Annotated in this window: 19 protein-coding genes; 11 read left to right on the top strand and 8 right to left on the bottom strand. The window is 45.2% G+C overall.

All coding sequences use genetic code 11. From position 1 onward, the window contains the following. Positions 1 to 6 precede the first annotated feature (6 nt). Entirely contained in the window at positions 7 to 2664 is a 2658-nt protein-coding gene (gene alaS, locus IC612_RS00090) for an alanine--tRNA ligase (protein ID WP_194738133.1), read from the bottom strand. A gap of 184 nt (positions 2665 to 2848) precedes the next feature. Here alaS and IC612_RS00085 point away from each other — a divergent pair, with 184 nt between their 5' ends. The 8 genes from IC612_RS00085 to IC612_RS00050 all read left to right on the top strand — a co-directional run bounded on the left by IC612_RS00085 (position 2849) and on the right by IC612_RS00050 (position 10230). Continuing rightward, positions 2849 to 4189, top strand: a complete 1341-nt coding sequence (locus tag IC612_RS00085) for an AAA family ATPase (RefSeq protein ID WP_194738132.1) — start codon at positions 2849 to 2851, stop codon at positions 4187 to 4189. Between the two features lie 72 nt (positions 4190 to 4261). Further along, the gene (gene prfB, locus IC612_RS00080; protein WP_407676047.1) at positions 4262 to 5356 is read left to right on the top strand and encodes a peptide chain release factor 2; all 1095 of its coding nucleotides are present in this window, start codon (positions 4262 to 4264) and stop codon (positions 5354 to 5356) included. 207 nt (positions 5357 to 5563) lie between these two features. Further along, positions 5564 to 6250 (top strand): DedA family protein, encoded by a 687-nt coding sequence (locus IC612_RS00075; RefSeq protein WP_194738130.1) that lies wholly within the window; start codon positions 5564 to 5566, stop codon positions 6248 to 6250. Between the two features lie 48 nt (positions 6251 to 6298). Beyond that, positions 6299 to 7294, top strand: a complete 996-nt coding sequence (locus IC612_RS00070; RefSeq protein ID WP_194738129.1) for an isoaspartyl peptidase/L-asparaginase family protein — start codon at positions 6299 to 6301, stop codon at positions 7292 to 7294. Positions 7295 to 7308: 14 nt separating this feature from the next. After that, a complete protein-coding gene (gene tsaE, locus IC612_RS00065) occupies positions 7309 to 7716 on the top strand; it encodes a tRNA (adenosine(37)-N6)-threonylcarbamoyltransferase complex ATPase subunit type 1 TsaE (protein ID WP_194738128.1) in 408 nt (135 codons plus the stop codon). A 59-nt stretch (positions 7717 to 7775) separates the two neighbouring features. Further along, positions 7776 to 8966: an alanine dehydrogenase gene (locus IC612_RS00060; RefSeq protein WP_194738127.1), complete on the top strand. Its 1191-nt coding sequence runs from the start codon at positions 7776 to 7778 to the stop codon at positions 8964 to 8966. A gap of 34 nt (positions 8967 to 9000) precedes the next feature. Next, positions 9001 to 9372, top strand: coding sequence for a hypothetical protein (locus IC612_RS00055; protein WP_194738126.1), 372 nt, complete (start codon positions 9001 to 9003; stop codon positions 9370 to 9372). Beyond that, positions 9373 to 10230: a prephenate dehydrogenase gene (locus IC612_RS00050; protein WP_194738125.1), complete on the top strand. Its 858-nt coding sequence runs from the start codon at positions 9373 to 9375 to the stop codon at positions 10228 to 10230. It abuts the gene before it with no gap. Here the strand turns inward: IC612_RS00050 and IC612_RS00045 are convergent. The 7 genes from IC612_RS00045 to IC612_RS00020 form a co-directional block, all read right to left on the bottom strand. Continuing rightward, positions 10227 to 11645: an L-serine ammonia-lyase gene (locus IC612_RS00045; protein WP_194738124.1), complete on the bottom strand. Its 1419-nt coding sequence runs from the start codon at positions 11643 to 11645 to the stop codon at positions 10227 to 10229. The genes IC612_RS00050 and IC612_RS00045 overlap by 4 nt on opposite strands. Positions 11646 to 11727: 82 nt before the next feature. After that, positions 11728 to 12396 (bottom strand): alpha/beta hydrolase, encoded by a 669-nt coding sequence (locus tag IC612_RS00040; RefSeq protein ID WP_317173969.1) that lies wholly within the window; start codon positions 12394 to 12396, stop codon positions 11728 to 11730. Between the two features lie 41 nt (positions 12397 to 12437). After that, the gene (locus tag IC612_RS00035; RefSeq protein WP_194738123.1) at positions 12438 to 13496 is read right to left on the bottom strand and encodes a glucokinase; all 1059 of its coding nucleotides are present in this window, start codon (positions 13494 to 13496) and stop codon (positions 12438 to 12440) included. Between the two features lie 99 nt (positions 13497 to 13595). After that, on the bottom strand, positions 13596 to 14177 hold the full coding sequence (locus tag IC612_RS00030) for a hypothetical protein (RefSeq protein ID WP_194738122.1): 582 nt from the start codon (positions 14175 to 14177) through the stop codon (positions 13596 to 13598). Between the two features lie 181 nt (positions 14178 to 14358). Further along, entirely contained in the window at positions 14359 to 16038 is a 1680-nt protein-coding gene (locus IC612_RS00025) for a formate--tetrahydrofolate ligase (protein ID WP_194738121.1), read from the bottom strand. A gap of 114 nt (positions 16039 to 16152) precedes the next feature. Further along, a complete protein-coding gene (locus IC612_RS10035) occupies positions 16153 to 16287 on the bottom strand; it encodes a hypothetical protein (RefSeq protein WP_262892241.1) in 135 nt (44 codons plus the stop codon). Between the two features lie 118 nt (positions 16288 to 16405). Continuing rightward, positions 16406 to 18595: a polyribonucleotide nucleotidyltransferase gene (locus IC612_RS00020; RefSeq protein ID WP_194738120.1), complete on the bottom strand. Its 2190-nt coding sequence runs from the start codon at positions 18593 to 18595 to the stop codon at positions 16406 to 16408. Positions 18596 to 18778: 183 nt separating this feature from the next. Here IC612_RS00020 and IC612_RS00015 point away from each other — a divergent pair, with 183 nt between their 5' ends. From IC612_RS00015 to IC612_RS00005, 3 genes are all read left to right on the top strand, one after another. Further along, positions 18779 to 19138, top strand: a complete 360-nt coding sequence (locus tag IC612_RS00015; RefSeq protein WP_194738119.1) for a DUF4260 domain-containing protein — start codon at positions 18779 to 18781, stop codon at positions 19136 to 19138. 96 nt (positions 19139 to 19234) lie between these two features. Next, positions 19235 to 19477 carry a GlsB/YeaQ/YmgE family stress response membrane protein gene (locus tag IC612_RS00010; RefSeq protein ID WP_194738118.1) on the top strand — a complete coding sequence of 81 codons (243 nt, stop codon included), beginning with the start codon at positions 19235 to 19237 and terminating at the stop codon, positions 19475 to 19477. A gap of 131 nt (positions 19478 to 19608) precedes the next feature. After that, on the top strand, positions 19609 to 19896 hold a 288-nt coding region (locus IC612_RS00005; RefSeq protein ID WP_194738117.1), incomplete at its 3' end, for a transposase.

The following is a 19896-nucleotide window of genomic DNA, read 5'->3' as shown; positions in this document are numbered from 1 at the left end:
TTTTTTTTATAATAGCCGTGCCTTCTCTACTACGCGCTCAATTCCACTCAGATCTTTTCCTCCTGCAGTGGCAAAGCCTGCATTTCCGCCGCCTCCGCCTTGAATTTCCTTAGATAGGGTTTTAACGATCGATCCTGCAGCATAGGTTGCTTCCAGTGAAGCAGAAACGCCCACCGTAATAAGGGGCTTACCTCCATGGTCGCTTACCACGACAATAAGGGCATTCTCTACCTGAGATTTAAGAGTAAATACAATGTCCTTCACGCTCTGAGAATCCAGGGAAGTACGTTTTACAAGAAGGTTTTTACCCTCTTGCCGAGTGAACTCCTGACTCCAAGCAGAGAGTACATTCTTGGTCTGCTCCTTTTTTAGCTGGTCGAGTTCCGTACGCAATTGGGTGTTCTCCGACTGGAGCTTCTCCACTGCTTTAAGCACGTCCTTGCTCTTAAGCATCTGCGAGAGCTCGTTCATGGCTTTCTCTACTGCTTGATGGTGCGCCCTTAGTGCCCCTCCAGAGATCGCTTCAATACGACGAATGCCCGCAGCTGCGGATGCTTCCGCAAGGATCTTAAATGCTCCGATCTCCGAGGTATTCCCTACATGGGTGCCTCCACAGAGTTCCATGGAACTTCCAAATTGTATCATCCGAACGGAATCTCCGTATTTCTCTCCAAACAGAGCCATTGCTCCTTTAGATAATGCCTCCTGGAGTGGAATGTCACGAAATTCCTCAAGAGGCAGTGCACTTTGTATCTTCTCGTTTACCAAATTTTCAATGGCTTGCAGTTGCTCAGGAGTGATTTTGGAGAAATGCGAAAAGTCAAAGCGCAAGTAATCCGGTCCCACATACGAGCCTTTCTGTTCCACGTGCGTTCCTAAAACCTCTCGCAGTGCTTGGTGAAGCAAATGGGTGGCGCTGTGGTTGCTTTGCGTACTGGTGCGCGCAGCAGATTTAACCTGCGCGTAGAAGACTGCTCCTGGATCCTTAGGAAGAGTCTTAATAAGCGAAATGATAAGATTATTCTCTTTACGGGTTTCTAGGACTTCGACCACTTCCTCACTTAGCTCTGGATCAAAATGCTCTGGATGGTCTATGTTGAAGTTTTCAGCGTAGCTAGGGATCAGAATACCGTTATCGCCCACCTGTCCACCGCCTTCAGGATAAAAAGGAGTGGTGGTAAGGACGATCTGATAAAACTCCCCGTCCTTATTTTCTACTTTCCGGTAACGTGCAATCTGTGTGGTGGCACTTAACTGATCGTAACCCACAAAATTTTGTGCTGCATTCTCCAGGATCACCCAGTCGAATACCTTGGATTTAGAGTCTTTCTTTGAGCGCTGTTTTTGCAGCTGCATTTGCGCTTCAAATCCTTCCTGGTCTATGCTAAGGGATTTCTCCTCGGCAATGATGCGGGAAAGATCGGCAGGAAATCCGTACGTATCGTACAACTCAAAGACGGCTTCTCCGGAAACTACCTTAGAGCCTAAATTTACGGTTTCTTTCAGGATATGGTCAAGACGCACAAGTCCGGTCTCAATGGTTTTTAAGAAGGATTGCTCTTCCTCGCGTACGACCTCAGAGATCAGCTTCTGCTGCCTTACCAGTTCCGGGAAGGCCGATCCCATCTGAGTGGCAAGTACTTCGACCAATTCAAAAAGCACTGGTTCTTTCGCTTTTAAAAAGCGGTAACTATAGGATATGGCGCGGCGAAGTATCCTTCTAATGACATAACCTGCTCCCGTATTGGAAGGAAGCTGCCCGTCGGCAATGGCAAATGCAACCGCACGGATATGGTCAACTACCACCCGAATGGCTGTATCTTTGTCGTTCTGCAAAATCCCTTCGTACTGCTTGCCTGTTAGCTGGGCTACTTTATCAATAAGGGGCGTAAATACATCGGTATCGTAATTGGATGTTTTACCCTGGAGTGCCATGCAGAGGCGCTCAAAGCCCATTCCAGTATCTACATGTTTTGCCGGTAATTTCTCCAGCGACCCGTCTGCTTTACGGTTGTACTCCATGAAAACCAGATTCCAGATCTCGATAACCTGAGGGTGGTCCTGATTGACCAGTTCACTTCCCGGAAGAAGTGCTTTCTCCACCGGGGTACGAAGGTCCAAGTGGATTTCCGAGCAAGGGCCACAAGGGCCACTCTCTCCCATCTCCCAGAAATTATCTTTCTTGTTTCCGTTTAAAATACGCTCCTGAGATACGTGGGCAAGCCAGTAGTCAAAAGCCTCATGGTCTCTAGCTAAGTCCTCCGCCGTGTCGCCTTCGAATACCGTCACATAGATATCGTCCTTAGAAATACCGTACTCCTTGGTAAGAAGCTCCCAGGCCCAATCAATTGCTTCTTTTTTAAAATAGTCCCCAAAAGACCAGTTACCCAGCATCTCAAACATGGTATGGTGGTAGGTATCGCGTCCCACATCGTCCAGATCGTTATGCTTCCCAGAAACGCGAAGGCATTTTTGAGAATCCGCGATTCGCGGGCTGGAAGGCGCCTTATATCCAAGAAAGTAGTCTTTGAACTGGGTCATTCCTGAATTGGAAAACATAAGGGTGGGGTCGTCTTTAAGTACAATGGGTGCAGAAGGAACTATGGTATGTCCTTTAGAGGCAAAAAAATCCAGATACTTTTGGCGTATTTCGTTCGATGTCATAGTGGTGTGCTTTTCCTTTAATGGGCTCCTAAGTCCCGATAAGGGGCAAATTTACTAATTTGTTTGTGTAGACTTGCAAGAAATTCATTCAGGATTTAGCGAATATTTTCCTTTAAAACCATCTCCAAATCCCTAGCGCCGACCGCATTCACTCATTTTGCATCATTTTTGTATCTTCCTTCCAATGAAAATCACTGAACTTGCCCAAGAGCTTGAGGTTAGTACCGAAAGCATAAAACAGTTTATCGAAGACTTTGATTTGGAACTTTCCGAATGCTTGCACCCAGACCTAACCGTCAAGCCAGATTTTCTCAAGTTTGCCAGGGAGAATCAAAAATTTCTGCGCAACTACGAAAAGGACTTAAGTAAAGAGAAAACCTCCGACCAGATAGCCCAGGAAATCAACCAACCGGTGGATAAGGTGGAGCAGGTGATAAAACGTAAACTTCCCAACCTCTATGAGAGCGGCATGTACCGTTCTTCAGTATCCAGTTACGGGATTGACCACGAACTGGGAGGCAATTACCGATTTGTATACGATTATTTCGGAAGAAAGACGCCTTTGGCGCGCCGGGATTTTATAGGCTACCGGGATTTGTTTTTCTACATCACAGAAATGCTTAATCCTTTCATCGATCCTCAGCAGGCTTACGATTGGGGCATCAATAAGCCGGCAGGGATCATTCTCTACGGTCCAAAAGGATCGGGACGTATTTTCTGGGCACGAAAGATCGCGCAGATTATTGGGTACCAATTCAAGGAAGTGAAACAATCCTACCTAGGCACATCCTTTGTGGACGGGCATAAAACTAATTTTAATGACTATCTCAGCAGCATGATGAAAGGCAATAAGGTTGTGCTGTTCCTGGAGAACTTTGATCAAATTGCCGCAGAATCGGGTGTGGACTCCCAATATGCCCACACCAAGGACATGATTCTGCACAGCATTCACCATTTTGTTAATGAGAATCTATTAATGATCGTCTCGGCAGATCAGTTGGAGGGTATGGACAATGAGGTCTTTGCACCGGGACGCATGGATGTCCGAATACCGGTATTCCCGCCCAATGCCGACGAACGTGCACAGATGATTCTTCGCTATATGACACTAAACCTGGAGCAGGACTCGGCCTTGATGGAAATACTGAAATTCAATGGTGCAGACAAAAAACCTTTCTGGCAGAACTATGCAGCGCAGATGCGGCTCTTTAGCAACACGATGGTCATTGATTTTACACAAAGCCTTAAAAAACGGCTCCGCACGCAGTACCTTCGCCACAAGAGCAACCAACTTCGAATTGACTCCACTATGCTCGACTACAGCCTGCGCCAGGCAGCTACCAAACTTACCGACGAATATCTCTCTTCCGTCCAGCAGTTTATTCGGGAAGTATCTGCAAGCGATTACGATGTGTTTGCACGCCGAATTGAAGCGCTTAAAAAGGAACTTGATACCTACCGTGTAAAAGAAGCGCCTCGCAGAAAGATTGGGTTTGACCACCATAAGATGCCTCCCACCCCTTGAGTCTCTGCTATCCTCGAGCCTAAAAAATAGTATATTTGCAAAAATACCCGACCATTGATTAGTACCGACCAAATGCGTGATTCCAAGGCGCGTATCGATGATTTATACCGTTACCTCCAAATAGAGAAGAAGCGAATTGAGATATCTAACGAAGAAGAGAAAACGGCTGATCCTACCTTTTGGGACCACCCCAAGGAAGCCGAGGCCTTTCTAAAGAACCTTCGAAGCAAGAAAAAGTGGGTAGAGCAGTACGAGACTCTCTCCACCATGCAAGAAGACTTGGAAGTCCTACTGGAATTTTCAAAAGAAGACCCCCAAAGTGCTGAGGAACTCGAACAGGAATATCCAAGGCTCGTGGAGAAGATTGAGGACTTGGAATTTAAAAACATGCTATCTAACGAAGGAGACGAACTATCCGCAGTACTGCAGATAACTGCAGGTGCTGGAGGAACAGAAAGCTGCGACTGGGCCTCGATGCTTATGCGCATGTACAGCATGTGGGCAGAAAAACAGGGCTATCGAATCAAGGAACTCAATTACCAAGCGGGCGATGTGGCAGGAGTCAAGACGGTGACACTCGAAATTGAAGGCGAATTTGCTTTTGGGTACCTGCGTGGAGAAAACGGAGTGCACAGGCTAGTTCGTATTTCTCCTTTTGATTCCAATGCCAAACGCCATACGTCTTTTGTCTCGGTATACGTATATCCGTTAGTTGACGATACGATCGACATTCAGATCAACCCTGCCGACATTTCCTTCGAGACGATGCGCTCCTCAGGTGCTGGAGGTCAAAATGTCAATAAAGTGGAAACGGCCGTTCGTCTTCGGCATGCCCCGACCGGAATCATCATTGAAAATTCAGAGAGCCGCTCGCAGCTTCAAAACAAGGAGAAGGCGCTCCAGCTCCTCAAATCACGTCTTTACGAAATTGAACTCGAACAGCGTATGCAGGCGCGTAATGAAATCGAGGCTAATAAGATGAAGATTGAATGGGGAAGCCAGATACGGAATTACGTCATGCACCCCTACAAATTAGTCAAGGATGTTAGGAGCGGGTATGAGACTTCAGATGTAGAAAGTGTGATGAACGGAGGGCTCACGCCTTTCCTGAAAGCTTTCTTAATGGCCGATGGATCAGGGGCTCAGAGCGATTCAATGGAACTTTAAAAGCCGTAGTGGTACCGTTTCATATACCTCTTTACAATTTCTTTAGCGTGCGGGTTCACTCAGTTTCCTGCACAAGCTGGAAAAAGGACAGGCGGAATGCTGAAATGCGCATGAGGCTTTCCACTTTAATATTCGTGTTGTTAAAAAATCTTAATTTGTTTTAGCAAAGCGCTTTTTCCGCTATTTTTGTAGATATTCGATTACTGCATGGAACATTTTGAGAGTTGGAAAGATCTGATTAATCCTGAATTTTACATCAAGCTTGGCGGATTTTGGCTGGTAATGTTCATCATTTTTGCAGAGACCGGGCTTTTTGTAGGTTTTTTCCTACCAGGAGACAGCCTGTTGTTTATTTCGGGAATTTATTCCGTGGAACTTATCTCGGCGACCTTCGGGTCTACGGGGAGTGGATTTCTCGATACTACGATACTTTCCACCTGTATAGCACTGTGCGCCATTCTAGGCAACGAGGTAGGTTACTGGTTCGGGTATAAAACCGGACCCGCATTCTATAAACGAGAAGATTCGTTTTTCTTTAAAAAAAAGTATCTTTTTCAGGCACATGACTTTTTTGAAAAGCACGGCAGTTTGGCCATCATCATGGCCCGCTTCCTTCCTATTGTTCGCACGTTTGTTCCCATTGTAGCAGGAATCGTCAAGATGGACAAAAAAAGGTTTTTGTTCGATAATATCTTCTCGGCATTTCTCTGGTCCTATACCCTTGTCTTTGCAGGACATTACTTGGACCGACTCTTTATAGTAGAATTTGGAATCGATCTCAAGGCCCATTTAGGATCTATCGTCCTTGTACTAGTTTTGGTAACTACCCTTCCAGTGATCTTAAAGCTCGTATTTGGAAAGGTGAAGGACCGAGAGGAAAATTCGGGATCCTAACCAATCATTAAATGTCTTTTTTAGTACATTTGAATCAAATCTATTCGCATGTACAAATCCATAGTATTTCTTGTCCTTTTGTGGGCAGGACTGCTCACAGGGCAGGAAAAATACGTGCTGGTCATTCATGGAGGCGCCGGGACCATCCTTAAAAGCCAGCTATCAGAAGAAAAAGAAAGACTTTACCACCAAGCCCTCTCACAGGCCTTAAAGGCGGGATTTACCGCAATCCAAAATGGTGAAGATGCCCAGCAGGCTGTGTCAAAAGCCATAATGGTACTGGAAGATTCTCCCTTGTTTAACGCAGGAAAAGGCGCCGTATTCACCCACGAAGGTAAAAACGAAATGGATGCGGCCATCATGCTGGGACACTCTCTTAAAGCAGGCGCAGTAAGTGGCATACAGACAGTTAAAAACCCCATTAACGCAGCGATTGCTGTGATGGAGCACTCCCCACATGTAATGCTCTCCGGGAAAGGTGCAGAGGAGTTTTCCAGGTCCGTAGGACTCGAGATTGTGGACCCGAGTTATTTCTACACCAAGGAGCGCTGGAAAGGGCTGGAAAAAGCCAGACAATCCGAGAAAAAAGACCCTTCCGCAAGTAACAGTATAAAGGCGCAGGCATTACACGACTACAAGTTTGGGACAGTGGGTGCCGTAGCTCTGGACCAAAAAGGGCACCTGGCTGCGGGAACCTCTACCGGCGGGATGACCAATAAGCGTTGGAACCGAATTGGTGATGCACCGATCATAGGAGCAGGAACCTACGCAAACCATATGGTAGGAGTATCTGCCACGGGTTGGGGAGAATTTTTTATACGTACCACTGCAGCACGAAGCCTGGCCGCCTTAATGGAGTATAAGGGCCTGGATGTAGCAAGTGCAGCATCACAGACTATTGAACATATTGCATCCCTAGGAGGAGACGGAGGCTTAATAGCGCTGGATTCCAAAGGAAATGTGGCCCTACCGTTCAATACGGCAGGAATGTATCGAGGGTATATCACGGAGTCGGGTACGATTTACACTTTTATATACAAATAACCGTAAGACAATTCATGACAACCGTACTATATTCGCTAAAGGACTGGGAAGATTTTGCTAAGAAAGTAGCCGTTGAGCTAACCCATCCTCTACTATTACTCAAAGGGAACCTGGGTGCAGGAAAAACCACTTTTACGCAATCACTGCTGCGCGCACTGGGAAGTTCTGATGAGGTCTCTTCCCCTACCTATGCCTTAGTTAACCAGTACCACACTCCTCTTGGAAAGGTTTTTCATTTTGACCTCTACCGGCTTAAATCTATGCAAGAGGTAATGGATATAGGACTGGAAGAATACTTTGGAGACGCATACCTATGCATTATCGAATGGCCGGAAATCTATGAGGAAGAACTCCAGCATTATCCCCACCACCACATGGTAATCAGCGTCCAAGACGATGTACGCAGTGTAACTTTCAACTAAGGCACCTTCCTTGAGGGAATATTGTATCTTTGCACTCTAATCCATTACAGTGCCCGGCTATGAGCGGAAACATTTTCACACCATTCAGCGAACAGGAATTATTGCCTAAAGAAGAGAAGCTGGAAGTCATCAAAAAAAATCCCAAATTCAGTATTGGTATACCCAAAGAAACCTGTCTGAATGAAAGGCGCACGTGCATCACTCCCGATGCGGTCCAGGTGCTCTCCCAGCACGGGCACGAAATACGAATCGAAGCCGGTGCGGGTTTAGGTTCATTTTTTACCGACCAGCAGTACAGCGAGGCAGGGGCTATTATTGTAGATTCTCCATCGGAGGCTTTTTCCCAAGATTTGGTAATGAAGATCAATCCTCCTACTTTGGAAGAAATCAATATGCTCCGGCCATGCACCTACCTTATTTCTGCTCTCCAGATCAATTTACGGGACACGGCGTATTTCATGAAGCTTGCGGAGAAAAAAGTCAATGCCATTGCATTTGAGTTCATCACCGACGACTACCACCAGCGCGCTCTTGTGCGTCTCATTGGGGAAATTGCCGGCACCGCATCGGTACTGTACAGTAGCGAGCTACTTTCCCTCTCCAACGGTCTTATGCTTGGAGGGATTACCGGTGTGCGGCCCACCGAAGTAGTAATCATCGGAGCAGGAATCGTGGGTGAATTTGCAGCCAAGGCGGCCATAGGACTGGGCGCCACGGTCAAGGTCTTTGACAACTCACTCTCTAAACTAAGAAGACTCCATACGTTGGTAGATGGAAGAGTACCCACTTCCATTATTGATCCTAAAGAGCTTGCAAAAAGTCTTCGCAGAGCCGATGTGGTCATCGGTGCCTTGGCACGTATGAACCAACAGCCAGTTATCACTGAGGAAATGGTGGTCAAAATGAAAAAAGGCAGTGTAATCATAGACATTACCATCGACCACGGAAAGGTTTCGGAGACTTCGGAACTCACCACTATGGAGCAGCCGTATTTCATCAAGCATGAAGTCATCCACTGCGGCCTGCCTAACCTGACTTCAAGAATCCCTAGGACTACCACCAAAGCTATTTCCAACTTCTTCCTTTCCTATCTTTTAAATTACGATCAGGAGGGAGGATTTGAAAACATGCTGGTGCATACCAATCAGATGAAGGATTCCCTCTACATGTATAAGGGACGTCATACTAAAAAAAGTATTTGCGAGCGCTTTAACTTAACCTACCACGATATCAATCTTCTTATTTTCTAACGCACTGTTACCCTACTTTTAGATTTTCTATTCTATGCGCAAGCTCAAGTTTTTTCTTTTAGGACTTATTCCCGGCCTCCTTTTAGTGGCCTTCATACTCAATAAAAAAGGAGCCAGCTGCTCGGGATATCTTCCCAACAGCAGGGTCATTGCCGAAACCCTCAGCAAGGAATTTGTATACGAACCCACGTTTTCTGCAAGTCTGAAGAATTTAAAGCTCTCTGAGGAATTCCTACGCGACAGCATCCTAACGAAGGGAGCCATTGATTTTACCCGTAGCCAGGCACAGAAAAAACCTTGTCCCAGCTATCTACTGCAGTATCCAGAAGAGAATCCACGCCTGGAGATTACCTATATAAAGTGTAAGGAAGAGGCCGTTTTTAAAAGCATAAAATCGGTACGGTAGATGACATGCGCGTTAATAGGAGTAGGACTCATCGGAGGATCTCTTTCTCTTAGACTCAAGCAGCTAGGGAAAGTCACCCACGTACTGGGAGTAGATAAGAACCCAAAGCACCTTCAGCAGGCATTTCAGAGGGGATTAATTGATGCGGAGAGAGAACTTGCCGAGGCTGTGGAAGAATCTGAGCTCATTATCTTGGCAGTACCGGTTGATGCCTCCCTTACCCTTTTGCCTAAAATATTGGATCTGTGCACCGAAAAGCACACAGTGATCGACGTGGGTTCCACCAAGGAGAAGATTTGCAGTGTGGTGCGTACGCATCCCAACAGACGTCGGTATGTGGCTTTTCACCCCATGTGGGGTACAGAAAACAGCGGTCCGGAGTTTGCCACTACGCAAAGTTTTGAAGGACGGGCGGGAGTAATCTGCGACGCAGAGTACAGTGCGCACGATGCACTGCTTCTAACCCAAGAGCTCACTAAGGAACTAGGGATGCACTTGCTTTATATGGGCAGCCGTGAACACGATATCCATACCGCATACATCTCGCATATCTCGCACGTGACCTCCTATGCACTTGCCAATACTGTACTGGAGAAAGAACAGGAAGAAGAGACGATTTTTCAGCTTGCAAGTTCTGGTTTTTCCAGTACCGTGCGACTGGCTAAGTCCCACGGCGCAATGTGGGTTCCCATTCTAATGCAGAACCGTACCAACGTGCTGGAAGTTCTTGGAGAGCACATCCATCAGCTCCAACTTTTCCAAAGTGCCCTTGAAAAATGCGATAAACTCGCACTTGAAGAGCTAATTGAGAAGGCTAATGCTATACGCGCTGTACTAGATCATAAACCCTTGCGTTAGCATTCAGGTACATTTACGGCAATGGCCAGACCTCCCTCGGAGGTTTCCTTGAAACGCTCGCTCATGCTTTGGGCAGTGTCCCACATAGATCGGGTCACTTCATCCAGGGTCACACGCGCCTTCGAAGGATCACTTTCTATGGCAATATTTGCCGCCGTAATGGCCTTGATTGCGCCCATGGAGTTGCGCTCAATACAAGGAATCTGTACCAGCCCTCCTATAGGGTCGCAGGTAAGACCAAGATGATGTTCCATAGCTATCTCTGCTGCCATCAGGACCTGGCCCACCGATCCTCCCATAATTTCAGTCAGTCCGGCAGCGGCCATGGCCGAGGACACACCCACCTCTGCCTGGCATCCTCCCATAGCAGCAGAAATGGTGGCGTTCTTTTTAAATAGTGTTCCTATCTCACCCGCCACCAATAAAAATCTTATAATAGCATCCTCGCCCTGAAAACGGGTAAAGATTTGCGAATACATCAGAACGGCAGGAATCACACCACTGGCGCCGTTGGTAGGTGCTGTAATTATCCTTCCAAAGCTTGCATTTTCCTCATTCACGGCCAGTGCAAAGCAGGACACCCACTTATTTATGGTATTAAAGGAATGCTCGCACTTTAGAAGGAGTTCCATCCACTCTTCCAATCCCGAATAATTTCCCTCACACAGTAGTTTCTTATTAAGATCCGCGGCCCGGCGCACTACATTTAGACCGCCCGGAAGTATCCCGGTGCGGTGTGTCCCTTTATAGACGCATTCTTTTATCTGTTGCCAGATATACAAGGCTTCATCGCGTGTCTGCTTTTCGCTCCTCCAACTTTCTTCATTGAGAAAAACCAGATCAGATACACGCGAGAGATTCAGAGCCTTGGTGTAGCGTTCGATATCGGCACCGCTATGGCATGGATACAGGGTGCGTGTACAGACCTGCTCAATAGAATTCTCCTCAGGTGTGGCTACAAACCCACCTCCTACAGAATAGTATTCCTCTACTAATTTACTGTGGTCATTAAACGTGGCAGTGAAGATCATGCCGTTAGGATGAAAGGGCAAGGACTTGGTTTTATCCAGCACCAGATGTTCACCGTATCGGAAGGGTATGGACTTTTCACCTCCGAGAATTAGAAAGCCACTCTGTTTAATCCGTTCGACTTTAGAATCTATCTGTGCGGTGTCTATAGTTTTGAAATTCTCACCACTTAGTCCTAGCATTCCTGCAATGTCGGTTCCATGTCCTACTCCGGTCTTAGCAAGTGAGCCGTAAAAAACCACATGTACTTCTTCCACCTCCTCCAGGCTTTTCTCCCTTCTTATTTTATCTAAAAACATCTCGGCTGCATTCCAGGGTCCCATGGTATGTGAAGAAGACGGCCCTATGCCCACTTTAATTATCTCAAAAATACTTATTGACTGCATACTATCTGATCTCGTGCAAATATAACAATTTAGCCAAGTTAAAAAACCCGGTATTTGGCTGGCATAAACAAAAAGCTAACTGCTATATGCTCAGTGTCTTACATTTCTCCAACACAGAAAAAAGTATTTTATTTACTTCCCTACTTTTCGTTGCGGGAAAAAGATGCGTACCTCCCTGAATAACGAAATCAGGTCTGCAGTTTTTTATTGGAAATACTTGGTCCTTGTCTCCCATGATTTGTATTACCTTGTCTTGAGGGTCGGCATTCCACCGCGAAATATTCTCTACACTCCACTTCAGATAGTAAGGATCTCTTTGAGTGAAATACTCGTTAAGACGGGGATGGTCCGAGGCGATAAGCTTTCGGAAATAGCGGTAGAGGTAATTGGACTCGTTTTTAAAAAGACCCTCCGGAATCAGCCTGGTTATTCCGGTATAAGAACCCACCTTTAGCAGTACCGATTTTTCCTTGCCTGAGCGCAGTGAAGCCAAAATAATAACTTTCACAGCCGGTTTAATTCGGTGAATTTCCTGAACCAGTATACCTCCAAAGGAATAGCCTAATAGCACGAAAGGTTTGGAATCGTCTATATTCTCTGCCATACGGCTGGTGTAGCTCTCAAAGGTCTCATTGCGCTGGGGCATAAGCCAAGGAATAAACTGCACAGTGAAACCTTCAGGAAACTCCAGTCGTTCTAATACTTTATAGTCTGCGCCCAGGCCTGAAATTACATACACTATCATTTCCATACAAAAAGGCCCTACTAAGGGGCCTATATCTTCATTTAATTCTAGGAATCTTGATGCTCAAAAAAGATACCGTAGTATGCCGCTCCTTCGAGAATACTTTTTTCGTTGCTTAGAACATAGATCGGTATATCCTCCAGTAAGTGCTCCATACGGTCGGATATCAAAAAGCTCTTATAAAACTTGTTTTTGTCAATCAAGGGATAAAGCACATCGGTTATTTCTCCTGTAATTATTAATCCGCCCGTGGCCTTAAGCTTTAGGACCAGATTATTCGCCTCACGTGCCAATAGTTCTAAAAACATATTGATTGTTAGTTTCACCAGGCGTGATTTTTTTTCCTGTGCAGCGTGCATCAGAGCGGGCAAAAACCCTTCGGCAGCAATCTGCTGCTGAAGCCATTCTTCCTCTGGATGGCGCCCTATGTCTCGCAGGAAGCGGTAAATATTGTACAACCCCTCCTTTGTTAAGACTTTTTCCCAGGTTACGATTCCATATATTTTATTTAGGAACTGATAGAACTGGACCTCAAAGTCATTGCGCGGTGCAAATTCGGTATGCCCCCCTTCGGTTGCGAAAGGACGCAGATACGCCCCGTCAAAAAATAGTCCTGCCTCGCCAAGTCCGTTGCCGGGAGCCAAAATAGCTACATTTCCAGAATGGGCCTTGGAGGAGCCGTTAAGAAGCTGCATTTGCGCACCATTGGTTTCCGCAAGACTGTACGCCGTGGCTTCGAGATCATTGATAAGATATACTTTGTCAAAGCCCATCTCTTCCTTGATCTTTCCTGCATCTACACTCCAAGGTAGGTTCGGCGTCTCGCAGTATCCTGCAATGACCGGGCCCGGTACAGCAAGAGAAATTCTCTTAACGTGCTCTGCTTTTAGGCTTTCTATGGCTTTGGCCAACAATTCGGATGGGGAAGTGTACTCCTGGGTACTTAGCGTAAGGGACTGCTTCTCCACAATTTCACCCTGCCGGCATTCGAAAACCGCCACAGTACTTTCTTCCGAGCGTACATCGGCAGTGAGAAGGGTGTTATTACGGTTTATTTCACACTCTCTTCCAGGAGAATACAGTGGAAAATATGTTTTATAATTCATATTTAATGGTTTACTCTCAAAGATAAAAAACTTTTGTAAAAGAAATTAAAAAAACCTTTCCACGTGGGAAAGGTCCTTCTCATTATCTGTGTTACTTAATTACTGACCTAAAGGAATATTATAAGATACTCCTAGGCCTAAAGCGCCAGCATTGTACTTTTGGTCTCCTATTTCACCTTTATCTCCGGTGAATACTTTCTGGTATTGCACTGCGAAATTCCAGTCTCTGTTGTGGTAGCCGATTTCTGGTTTGATATAAAGTCCTCCGTCCGGTCTTTCGGTTGCTACTACGGTATTGGAAGCTACTTGCTTATCCCCGGTGATGAAACCGTAACCAAGGTCGGTCCCAAAATAGAATCCGGTTTGTTTCGGATAGATACGAACTAATGCAGCTACCGGAACTACACCAAAATCATTATTATCTACCGCTAAGCCACCTACAGTGTTCTCGCGACCAAAGTAATGGGTATATCCCGTGGCTATACCTAGCCCAAACCCTGGAGTTACTAGATTTTGGTACGCCACATCCAGACCCAATGCTGCGGATGCATTTTCCTGTGGAACTGCTATTCCTACATTGGCTCCTACTTTAATCATGTTTTTCATATCGGCACTCTGAGCACTTATTAGACCTGCACCCAAGATACCTACTGCTAAAATTGATTTTTTTAATGATTTCATAATTTTAAATTTTACTGCTTAATGATTTTAATTTTACTGAGCAGTATCTTGAAAACATTGTGCCAAATAGTTGCTCACAACCCTGTGAACCATACACCAACAACCATAAACACTACGTTATCAATTCATTAAAATTTAAACAAATGCTTGTTTTTATTTTCTGAAATCAATTAAAATTGACCTAACTTAAACCGGTAATCACTCCGAAATCGTCTATATCCATAAGTTCTGCTGCAGGAATGGCTGGAAGTCCCGGCATGCGCATCATATCTCCTAAGATGGGAATAATAAAGCCCGCTCCGGCAGCAAATTCAAACTCACGAACTGTAACTTTAAAATTTTCCGGCCTGCCGATCTTTTTTTCATCATCCGAGAGTGATTTTTGGGTTTTGGCCATGCATACCGGGAGCTTGTCAAAGCCCAGTTCTTCAATGGTCTTTAGTTGCGTTTTGGCTTTTTGTGAATAATTTACGCCCTCCGCACCGTAGATTTCCTTAGCGATCGTCTCAATCTTGTGCTCCAGAGAGTCTTCTACAGAGTAGAGCGGTTTAAAATCATTACCGCATTCCTTGGCGCAGCGTACTACTTCCCGGGCCAGATCTTTCATCCCCTCACCTCCTTGCGTGAATTCGTCAGCGACTAGGGCGCGTACGCCCACAGCAGCACAAGCCTCTTCTATAAACTGTAGTTCCTCCTGGGAGTCGCTTGCAAAGTGATTGATTGCTACAATAGGCTGCAATCCCAGTTTCCGTGCATTTTCAATATGTTTTAACAAATTGGCCATCCCTTTTTGAACGCTTTGTAGGTCCGCTACATCATACTGCGCCTTTAGTACCGCTCCTCCGTGGTAACGTAGAGCCCGCACAGTGGCTACAATTACGTACGCATCGGGTTTTAGATCTCCGTAGTGGCATTTTATATGAAGGAATTTCTCAGCTCCCAAATCAGCCCCAAATCCCGCTTCGGTCACCACATAGTCCGCCAGGGAGAGTCCCATTTTAGTAGCTATTATGGTATTGGTCCCCTGGGCTATATTAGCGAACGGACCGCCATGGAGAATCGCAGGGTTTCCTTCCAGGGTCTGAACCAAGTTCGGCTTGATAGCATCTCTAAGTAAAATAGCCATCGCACCTTGGGCATTGAGATCGCGGGCGTACACTGGTTTCTTGCTCCACGTATATCCTATAAATATATTTCCAAGACGCTCCTTTAAATCTTTAAAATCCTTGCTAAGACATAAAATAGCCATCACCTCAGAGGCGGGAGTGATGTTAAAGCCTTCCTCTCTAGGGATACCGCTTTGGGCTCCTCCTATACCTACCACAATATGGCGCAGGGCACGGTCATTCATATCCATCACCCGTTTCCATGTGATTGTCCGTGGGTCCAGCCCCAGGGAACGCGATTTACTTTGCAGGTTATTGTCGATTAGAGCGGAAAGTAAATTATTGGCTTTTTCAATAGCAGCAAAATCTCCAGTAAAATGCAAATTAATATCTACCATAGGAATCACCTGTGCGTAGCCACCCCCTGCGGCGCCGCCCTTAATTCCAAAAACAGGCCCTAAGCTGGGCTCTCGCAGCACTGCTAGAGCATTTTCGCCGATCTTATTGAGTCCGTCGCATAAGCCAACCGAGACCGTCGTTTTTCCCTCCCCAGCTGGGGTTGGATTGATAGCGGTGACCAAGATAAGTTTTGCCTTTTTTATCTTATCTTCCTTTAAATAGGATAGAGGAATTTTTGCTTTGTATTTGCCGTAGTATTCCAAATCGTCTCGGGCAATTCCTATTTTCTCCGCAATTTCACGGATGTGCTTAATGGGTGCTTGTTGGGCTATTTCCAGGTCGGTGGGAAAACTCATAGTCTTTGAATTATTCTATATATAACAAAGTTAGGGTATTATATAGAGCCGCTCAAGAAATTACATTTGAGATATATCAGCAAAAAAAAACACCCCATAGGGTGTCTTGTGTTTTTAGGCAGTTATTTTTTCCACCTGCCTTTTGAGTTGCTGCTTTCTAGTTTGACGCTCTTCGTATTTCTTTACCACGTAGCCAATAACCAGTGGAGCTACCCATAATAGGAGTCTTCTTAATAATGTTGGATTCATAATAATTTATTTTAAATCATACCATTCAAGAACTGCGCCATTTTTTCTTCTCTGGGTTAGTGCTAACAGAAAATAAAGCAGGTCTCTGAAATAATCAGAGACCTGCATGGTTATTATTTTAGATGCCCTCAGAAGGGGTGTCTTGCGACTTGTTTTCACCTGATTCTGAGTCTCTTCTAGGTTTTCCTTCTGGTTTTGGCGGCCTAGGCAGAAGAACTTTTCTAGATAGTTTCATCTTCTTACGGTCGTCGTAGCCGAGGAATTTAACTTCTACCTCATCACCCTCTTGATACGGTACCTTATCGGTGCGCTTCCAATCAATCTCTGAGATGTGAAGTAGTCCTTCGGTTCCTTTAGCGATAGCTACAAAAGCTCCGAAATCCATCACTTTCACTACCTTGCCATTGTAGACTTCACCAACAACAGGTACAAATGTAATTTCGTTGATTCGTGCTATTGCATCATTGATTTTTGCGCGGTCGGTTCCGGCGATCTCGATGCGTCCAATCTCACCTATTTCCTCGACAGCAATAACCGTCTGCGTATCCTTTTGAAGCTGCTGAATAATCTTTCCTCCAGGTCCAATTACCGCACCTATGAAATCTTTAGGGATTTCAAGTATCTCCATTTTCGGTGCATGTGGTTTCACATCTTCTCTTGGTGCATCAATAGTTTTAAGCATTTCTCCCAAAATGTGTAGGCGTCCTTCACGCGCCTGGTTAAGAGCAGTCTCCATAATATCCATGGAAAGCCCTTGTATCTTGATATCCATCTGGCAGGCAGTAATACCGTCCTTTGTTCCAGTTACTTTGAAGTCCATGTCCCCTAAGTGGTCTTCATCTCCTAAGATATCCGAAAGCACGGTAAACTTACCTGTTTTAGGATCAGTGATAAGTCCCATAGCGATTCCAGAAACCGGTTTGGTGATTTGAACACCTGCATCCATAAGTGCTAGGGTTCCTGCACAAACGGTAGCCATAGAGGAAGATCCGTTGGACTCTAAGATATCAGAAACAATACGTATTGTATATGGGTTTTCTGCCGGAATAATATTTTGAAGCGCTCTTTGCGCTAAGTTCCCATGTCCTACTTCCCTTCTGGAAGTTCCTCTGAGTGGACGTGCTTCTCCGGTAGAGAATGGCGGGAAATTATAATGAAGGAAGAATTTTTGGTCGTAGTTTATTGCTACGGAATCTACCATATTGGAATCCTTCACCGATCCAAGGGTAACGGCAGTCAGGGATTGGGTTTCTCCACGAGTGAACACCGCGGATCCGTGCGCCCCTGGAAGATAATCTACTTCGCTCCATATAGGACGAATGGTCTTAGAATCACGACCGTCGAGACGAATTCCTTCATTAAGAATCATTTGACGCATCGCTTCTTTTTCTACATCGTGGTAGTATACTTTAGCGAAAGGTTCGATTTCCAGGCGCTCCTCCTCAGAATACTGGGAAAGGAATTCTTCCAAAACCTGGGCAAAACGCTCGTGACGTGCTTCCTTGCCTGTAGGTGTTTTTGCTACCTCGTATACTTTATCGTACGTTTTTTCCCACACCAAGTGACGAATCTCTTCGTTGTGGGTCTCGTGTTGGTATTCTCTCTTAGTTTGAGAAGAGGCTACCCTGCCGGCCAATCTTTCCTGAGCCTCGACCTGGGTTTTGATTTCTTCGTGGGCAAACTTGATGGCCTCCAGCATTTCTGCTTCAGAAACCTCCTTCATTTCGCCTTCTACCATCACAATGGAATCTTTGGTTGCGCCTACCATGATGTCTAAATCCGCATTTGCTAGGTCTGCCATGCTTGGATTGGTAACATACTCGCCGTTAATTCGGGCTACGCGAACCTCGGACATAGGACCATTGAAAGGAATATCAGTTACTGCAATAGCAGAGGAAGCTGCAAGTCCTGCAAGCGCTTCTGGCATTACTTCCGGATCGTAAGAGATTACCGATATCATCACCTGTACTTCGGCGTGAAAGTCCGCAGGGAAAAGTGGTCTTAAAACCCTGTCTACCAAACGCATGGTTAATACCTCCTCATCGGAAGGTCTGGTTTCTCTCCTAAAGAAGTTACCTGGAATTTTTCCGGCAGCATAAAACTTTTCACGGTAATCTACCGTAAGAGGTAAGAAATCTACCCCTGGATTTGCTTCTTTGTTGGCTACTACGGTAGCAAGCAACATAGTGCCTCCCATTCTTACTACTACAGATCCGTTAGCCTGCTTGGCTAGACGTCCTGTCTCGATGGTAATTTCTCTACCATCCTTTAAAAGTACTTTTTCAATAATTGCTTCTGGAGCATTCATAAATTAACTGTCTTATGCAGTCCGTATTGACTGCGTTACTATTTAAACTTTTTAAATATCGTGGGCAAAGGTAAATAAATTATAGGGAATCTACTATTGGCAGCATTTGCATTTATATAAATTTCACCAGCACTACGGTAACTTTAAACTGGTCTTAGGGACTAATTAACAAACTCTTCCTCATTGAATACATTACTTAAACTTGAATGGGCGGCACTATTTCTGGCTGCACTTTATTTCTCCACCACCCTTAGTTTCCCTTGGTGGATGTTTGCTCTTCTATTCTTTACACCGGACCTCTCCATGCTAGGCTACTTGATTTCCAACAAGATTGGTGCAGTATTTTACAATACATTCCATCATTTAGGGGTTGCAGTAGCACTGCTATGTGCAGGTCATGTTGTGGAAGTACAGTGGTTGCAACTTGGGGGCACAGTACTTCTAGCGCATAGTTCCTTTGACAGAATGCTGGGCTATGGACTCAAGTACCACCGGGGTTTTCACTTCACCCACTTGGGATTGATAGCAAATCATAAGAACTAAGGAAAAGCGCTTAGAAAATTTTCCATAATTCCCATCTCTTTCCTTACTGGCATAAGAGTGGATAGCTTTTTAGTGAACCAAAAAAAAAATAATATTATGGGAATTTTATGGACATTAATTATTGGAGCTATCGCAGGATGGCTAGGATCACAAATTTTTAAAGGAGGAAGCTTAGGACTAATCGGAAATATCGTCGTAGGTATTGTGGGTGGATTCATAGGATATTGGCTACTTGGAGCTACCTTTGGAACCGCTATTATTGGTCAAATCTTAACCGGGGCAGTCGGTGCCATAGTCCTGTTGGCCATCATTAACCTTTTGACAGGTCGAAGGGTCTAATCCTTACCTAGAGTTCATATAAAAAAAGAAGCCGTCTCAATACTAAATTGAGGCGGTTTTTTCATTTTAGGAGGTTTTAGTGTTGTATAATTAGGAGGTATTTTGTATCTTTATTACTGATAATCAACAAGATGCGACCTACTTTCAAAGAATACAACCAAGACCAACTCTGGCTTTTCCCGCCCTCTATCGATGAGTTGGTACCTCAGGACCATCCCGTTCGTATAGTGGATGAGATTATTGAGCAGATCGATTTACGTGAGCTTATCAGTACCTACCGTGTGGAGGGTAAGCCTGGGTATCATCCCAAGATGCTACTAAAAGTTCTTGTCTACGGATATATGGATAATATCTACTCGAGCCGTAAGATAGAGAAGGCCTTGAAGGAGAACATCAACTTCATGTGGATTAGTGGAAGG

It is taken from the genome of Planobacterium oryzisoli, from assembly GCF_015354315.1.
GTDB lineage: Bacteria > Bacteroidota > Bacteroidia > Flavobacteriales > Weeksellaceae > Planobacterium_A > Planobacterium_A oryzisoli.
The sequence above is the reverse complement of the archived record's forward strand: the minus strand, read 5'-3'. Positions and strand labels throughout refer to the sequence as shown.

Excerpts from the sequence above, each read along its gene's own strand:
- IC612_RS00030 (WP_194738122.1), bottom strand. The coding sequence starts at position 14,177 with ATGAAATCATTAAAAAAATCAATTTTAGCAGTAGGTATCTTGGGTGCA.
- IC612_RS00085 (WP_194738132.1), top strand. The coding sequence starts at position 2,849 with ATGAAAATCACTGAACTTGCCCAAGAGCTTGAGGTTAGTACCGAAAGC.
- IC612_RS00075 (WP_194738130.1), top strand. The coding sequence starts at position 5,564 with ATGGAACATTTTGAGAGTTGGAAAGATCTGATTAATCCTGAATTTTAC.
- IC612_RS00040 (WP_317173969.1), bottom strand. The coding sequence starts at position 12,396 with ATGGAAATGATAGTGTATGTAATTTCAGGCCTGGGCGCAGACTATAAA.
- IC612_RS00025 (WP_194738121.1), bottom strand. The coding sequence starts at position 16,038 with ATGAGTTTTCCCACCGACCTGGAAATAGCCCAACAAGCACCCATTAAG.
- IC612_RS00020 (WP_194738120.1), bottom strand. The coding sequence starts at position 18,595 with ATGAATGCTCCAGAAGCAATTATTGAAAAAGTACTTTTAAAGGATGGT.
- IC612_RS00045 (WP_194738124.1), bottom strand. The coding sequence starts at position 11,645 with ATGCAGTCAATAAGTATTTTTGAGATAATTAAAGTGGGCATAGGGCCG.
- IC612_RS00070 (WP_194738129.1), top strand. The coding sequence starts at position 6,299 with ATGTACAAATCCATAGTATTTCTTGTCCTTTTGTGGGCAGGACTGCTC.
- alaS (WP_194738133.1), bottom strand. The coding sequence starts at position 2,664 with ATGACATCGAACGAAATACGCCAAAAGTATCTGGATTTTTTTGCCTCT.
- IC612_RS00035 (WP_194738123.1), bottom strand. The coding sequence starts at position 13,496 with ATGAATTATAAAACATATTTTCCACTGTATTCTCCTGGAAGAGAGTGT.
- IC612_RS00010 (WP_194738118.1), top strand. The coding sequence starts at position 19,235 with ATGGGAATTTTATGGACATTAATTATTGGAGCTATCGCAGGATGGCTA.
- tsaE (WP_194738128.1), top strand. The coding sequence starts at position 7,309 with ATGACAACCGTACTATATTCGCTAAAGGACTGGGAAGATTTTGCTAAG.
- IC612_RS00055 (WP_194738126.1), top strand. The coding sequence starts at position 9,001 with ATGCGCAAGCTCAAGTTTTTTCTTTTAGGACTTATTCCCGGCCTCCTT.
- IC612_RS00060 (WP_194738127.1), top strand. The coding sequence starts at position 7,776 with ATGAGCGGAAACATTTTCACACCATTCAGCGAACAGGAATTATTGCCT.
- IC612_RS00050 (WP_194738125.1), top strand. The coding sequence starts at position 9,373 with ATGACATGCGCGTTAATAGGAGTAGGACTCATCGGAGGATCTCTTTCT.
- IC612_RS10035 (WP_262892241.1), bottom strand. The coding sequence starts at position 16,287 with ATGAATCCAACATTATTAAGAAGACTCCTATTATGGGTAGCTCCACTG.
- prfB (WP_407676047.1), top strand. The coding sequence starts at position 4,262 with ATGCGTGATTCCAAGGCGCGTATCGATGATTTATACCGTTACCTCCAA.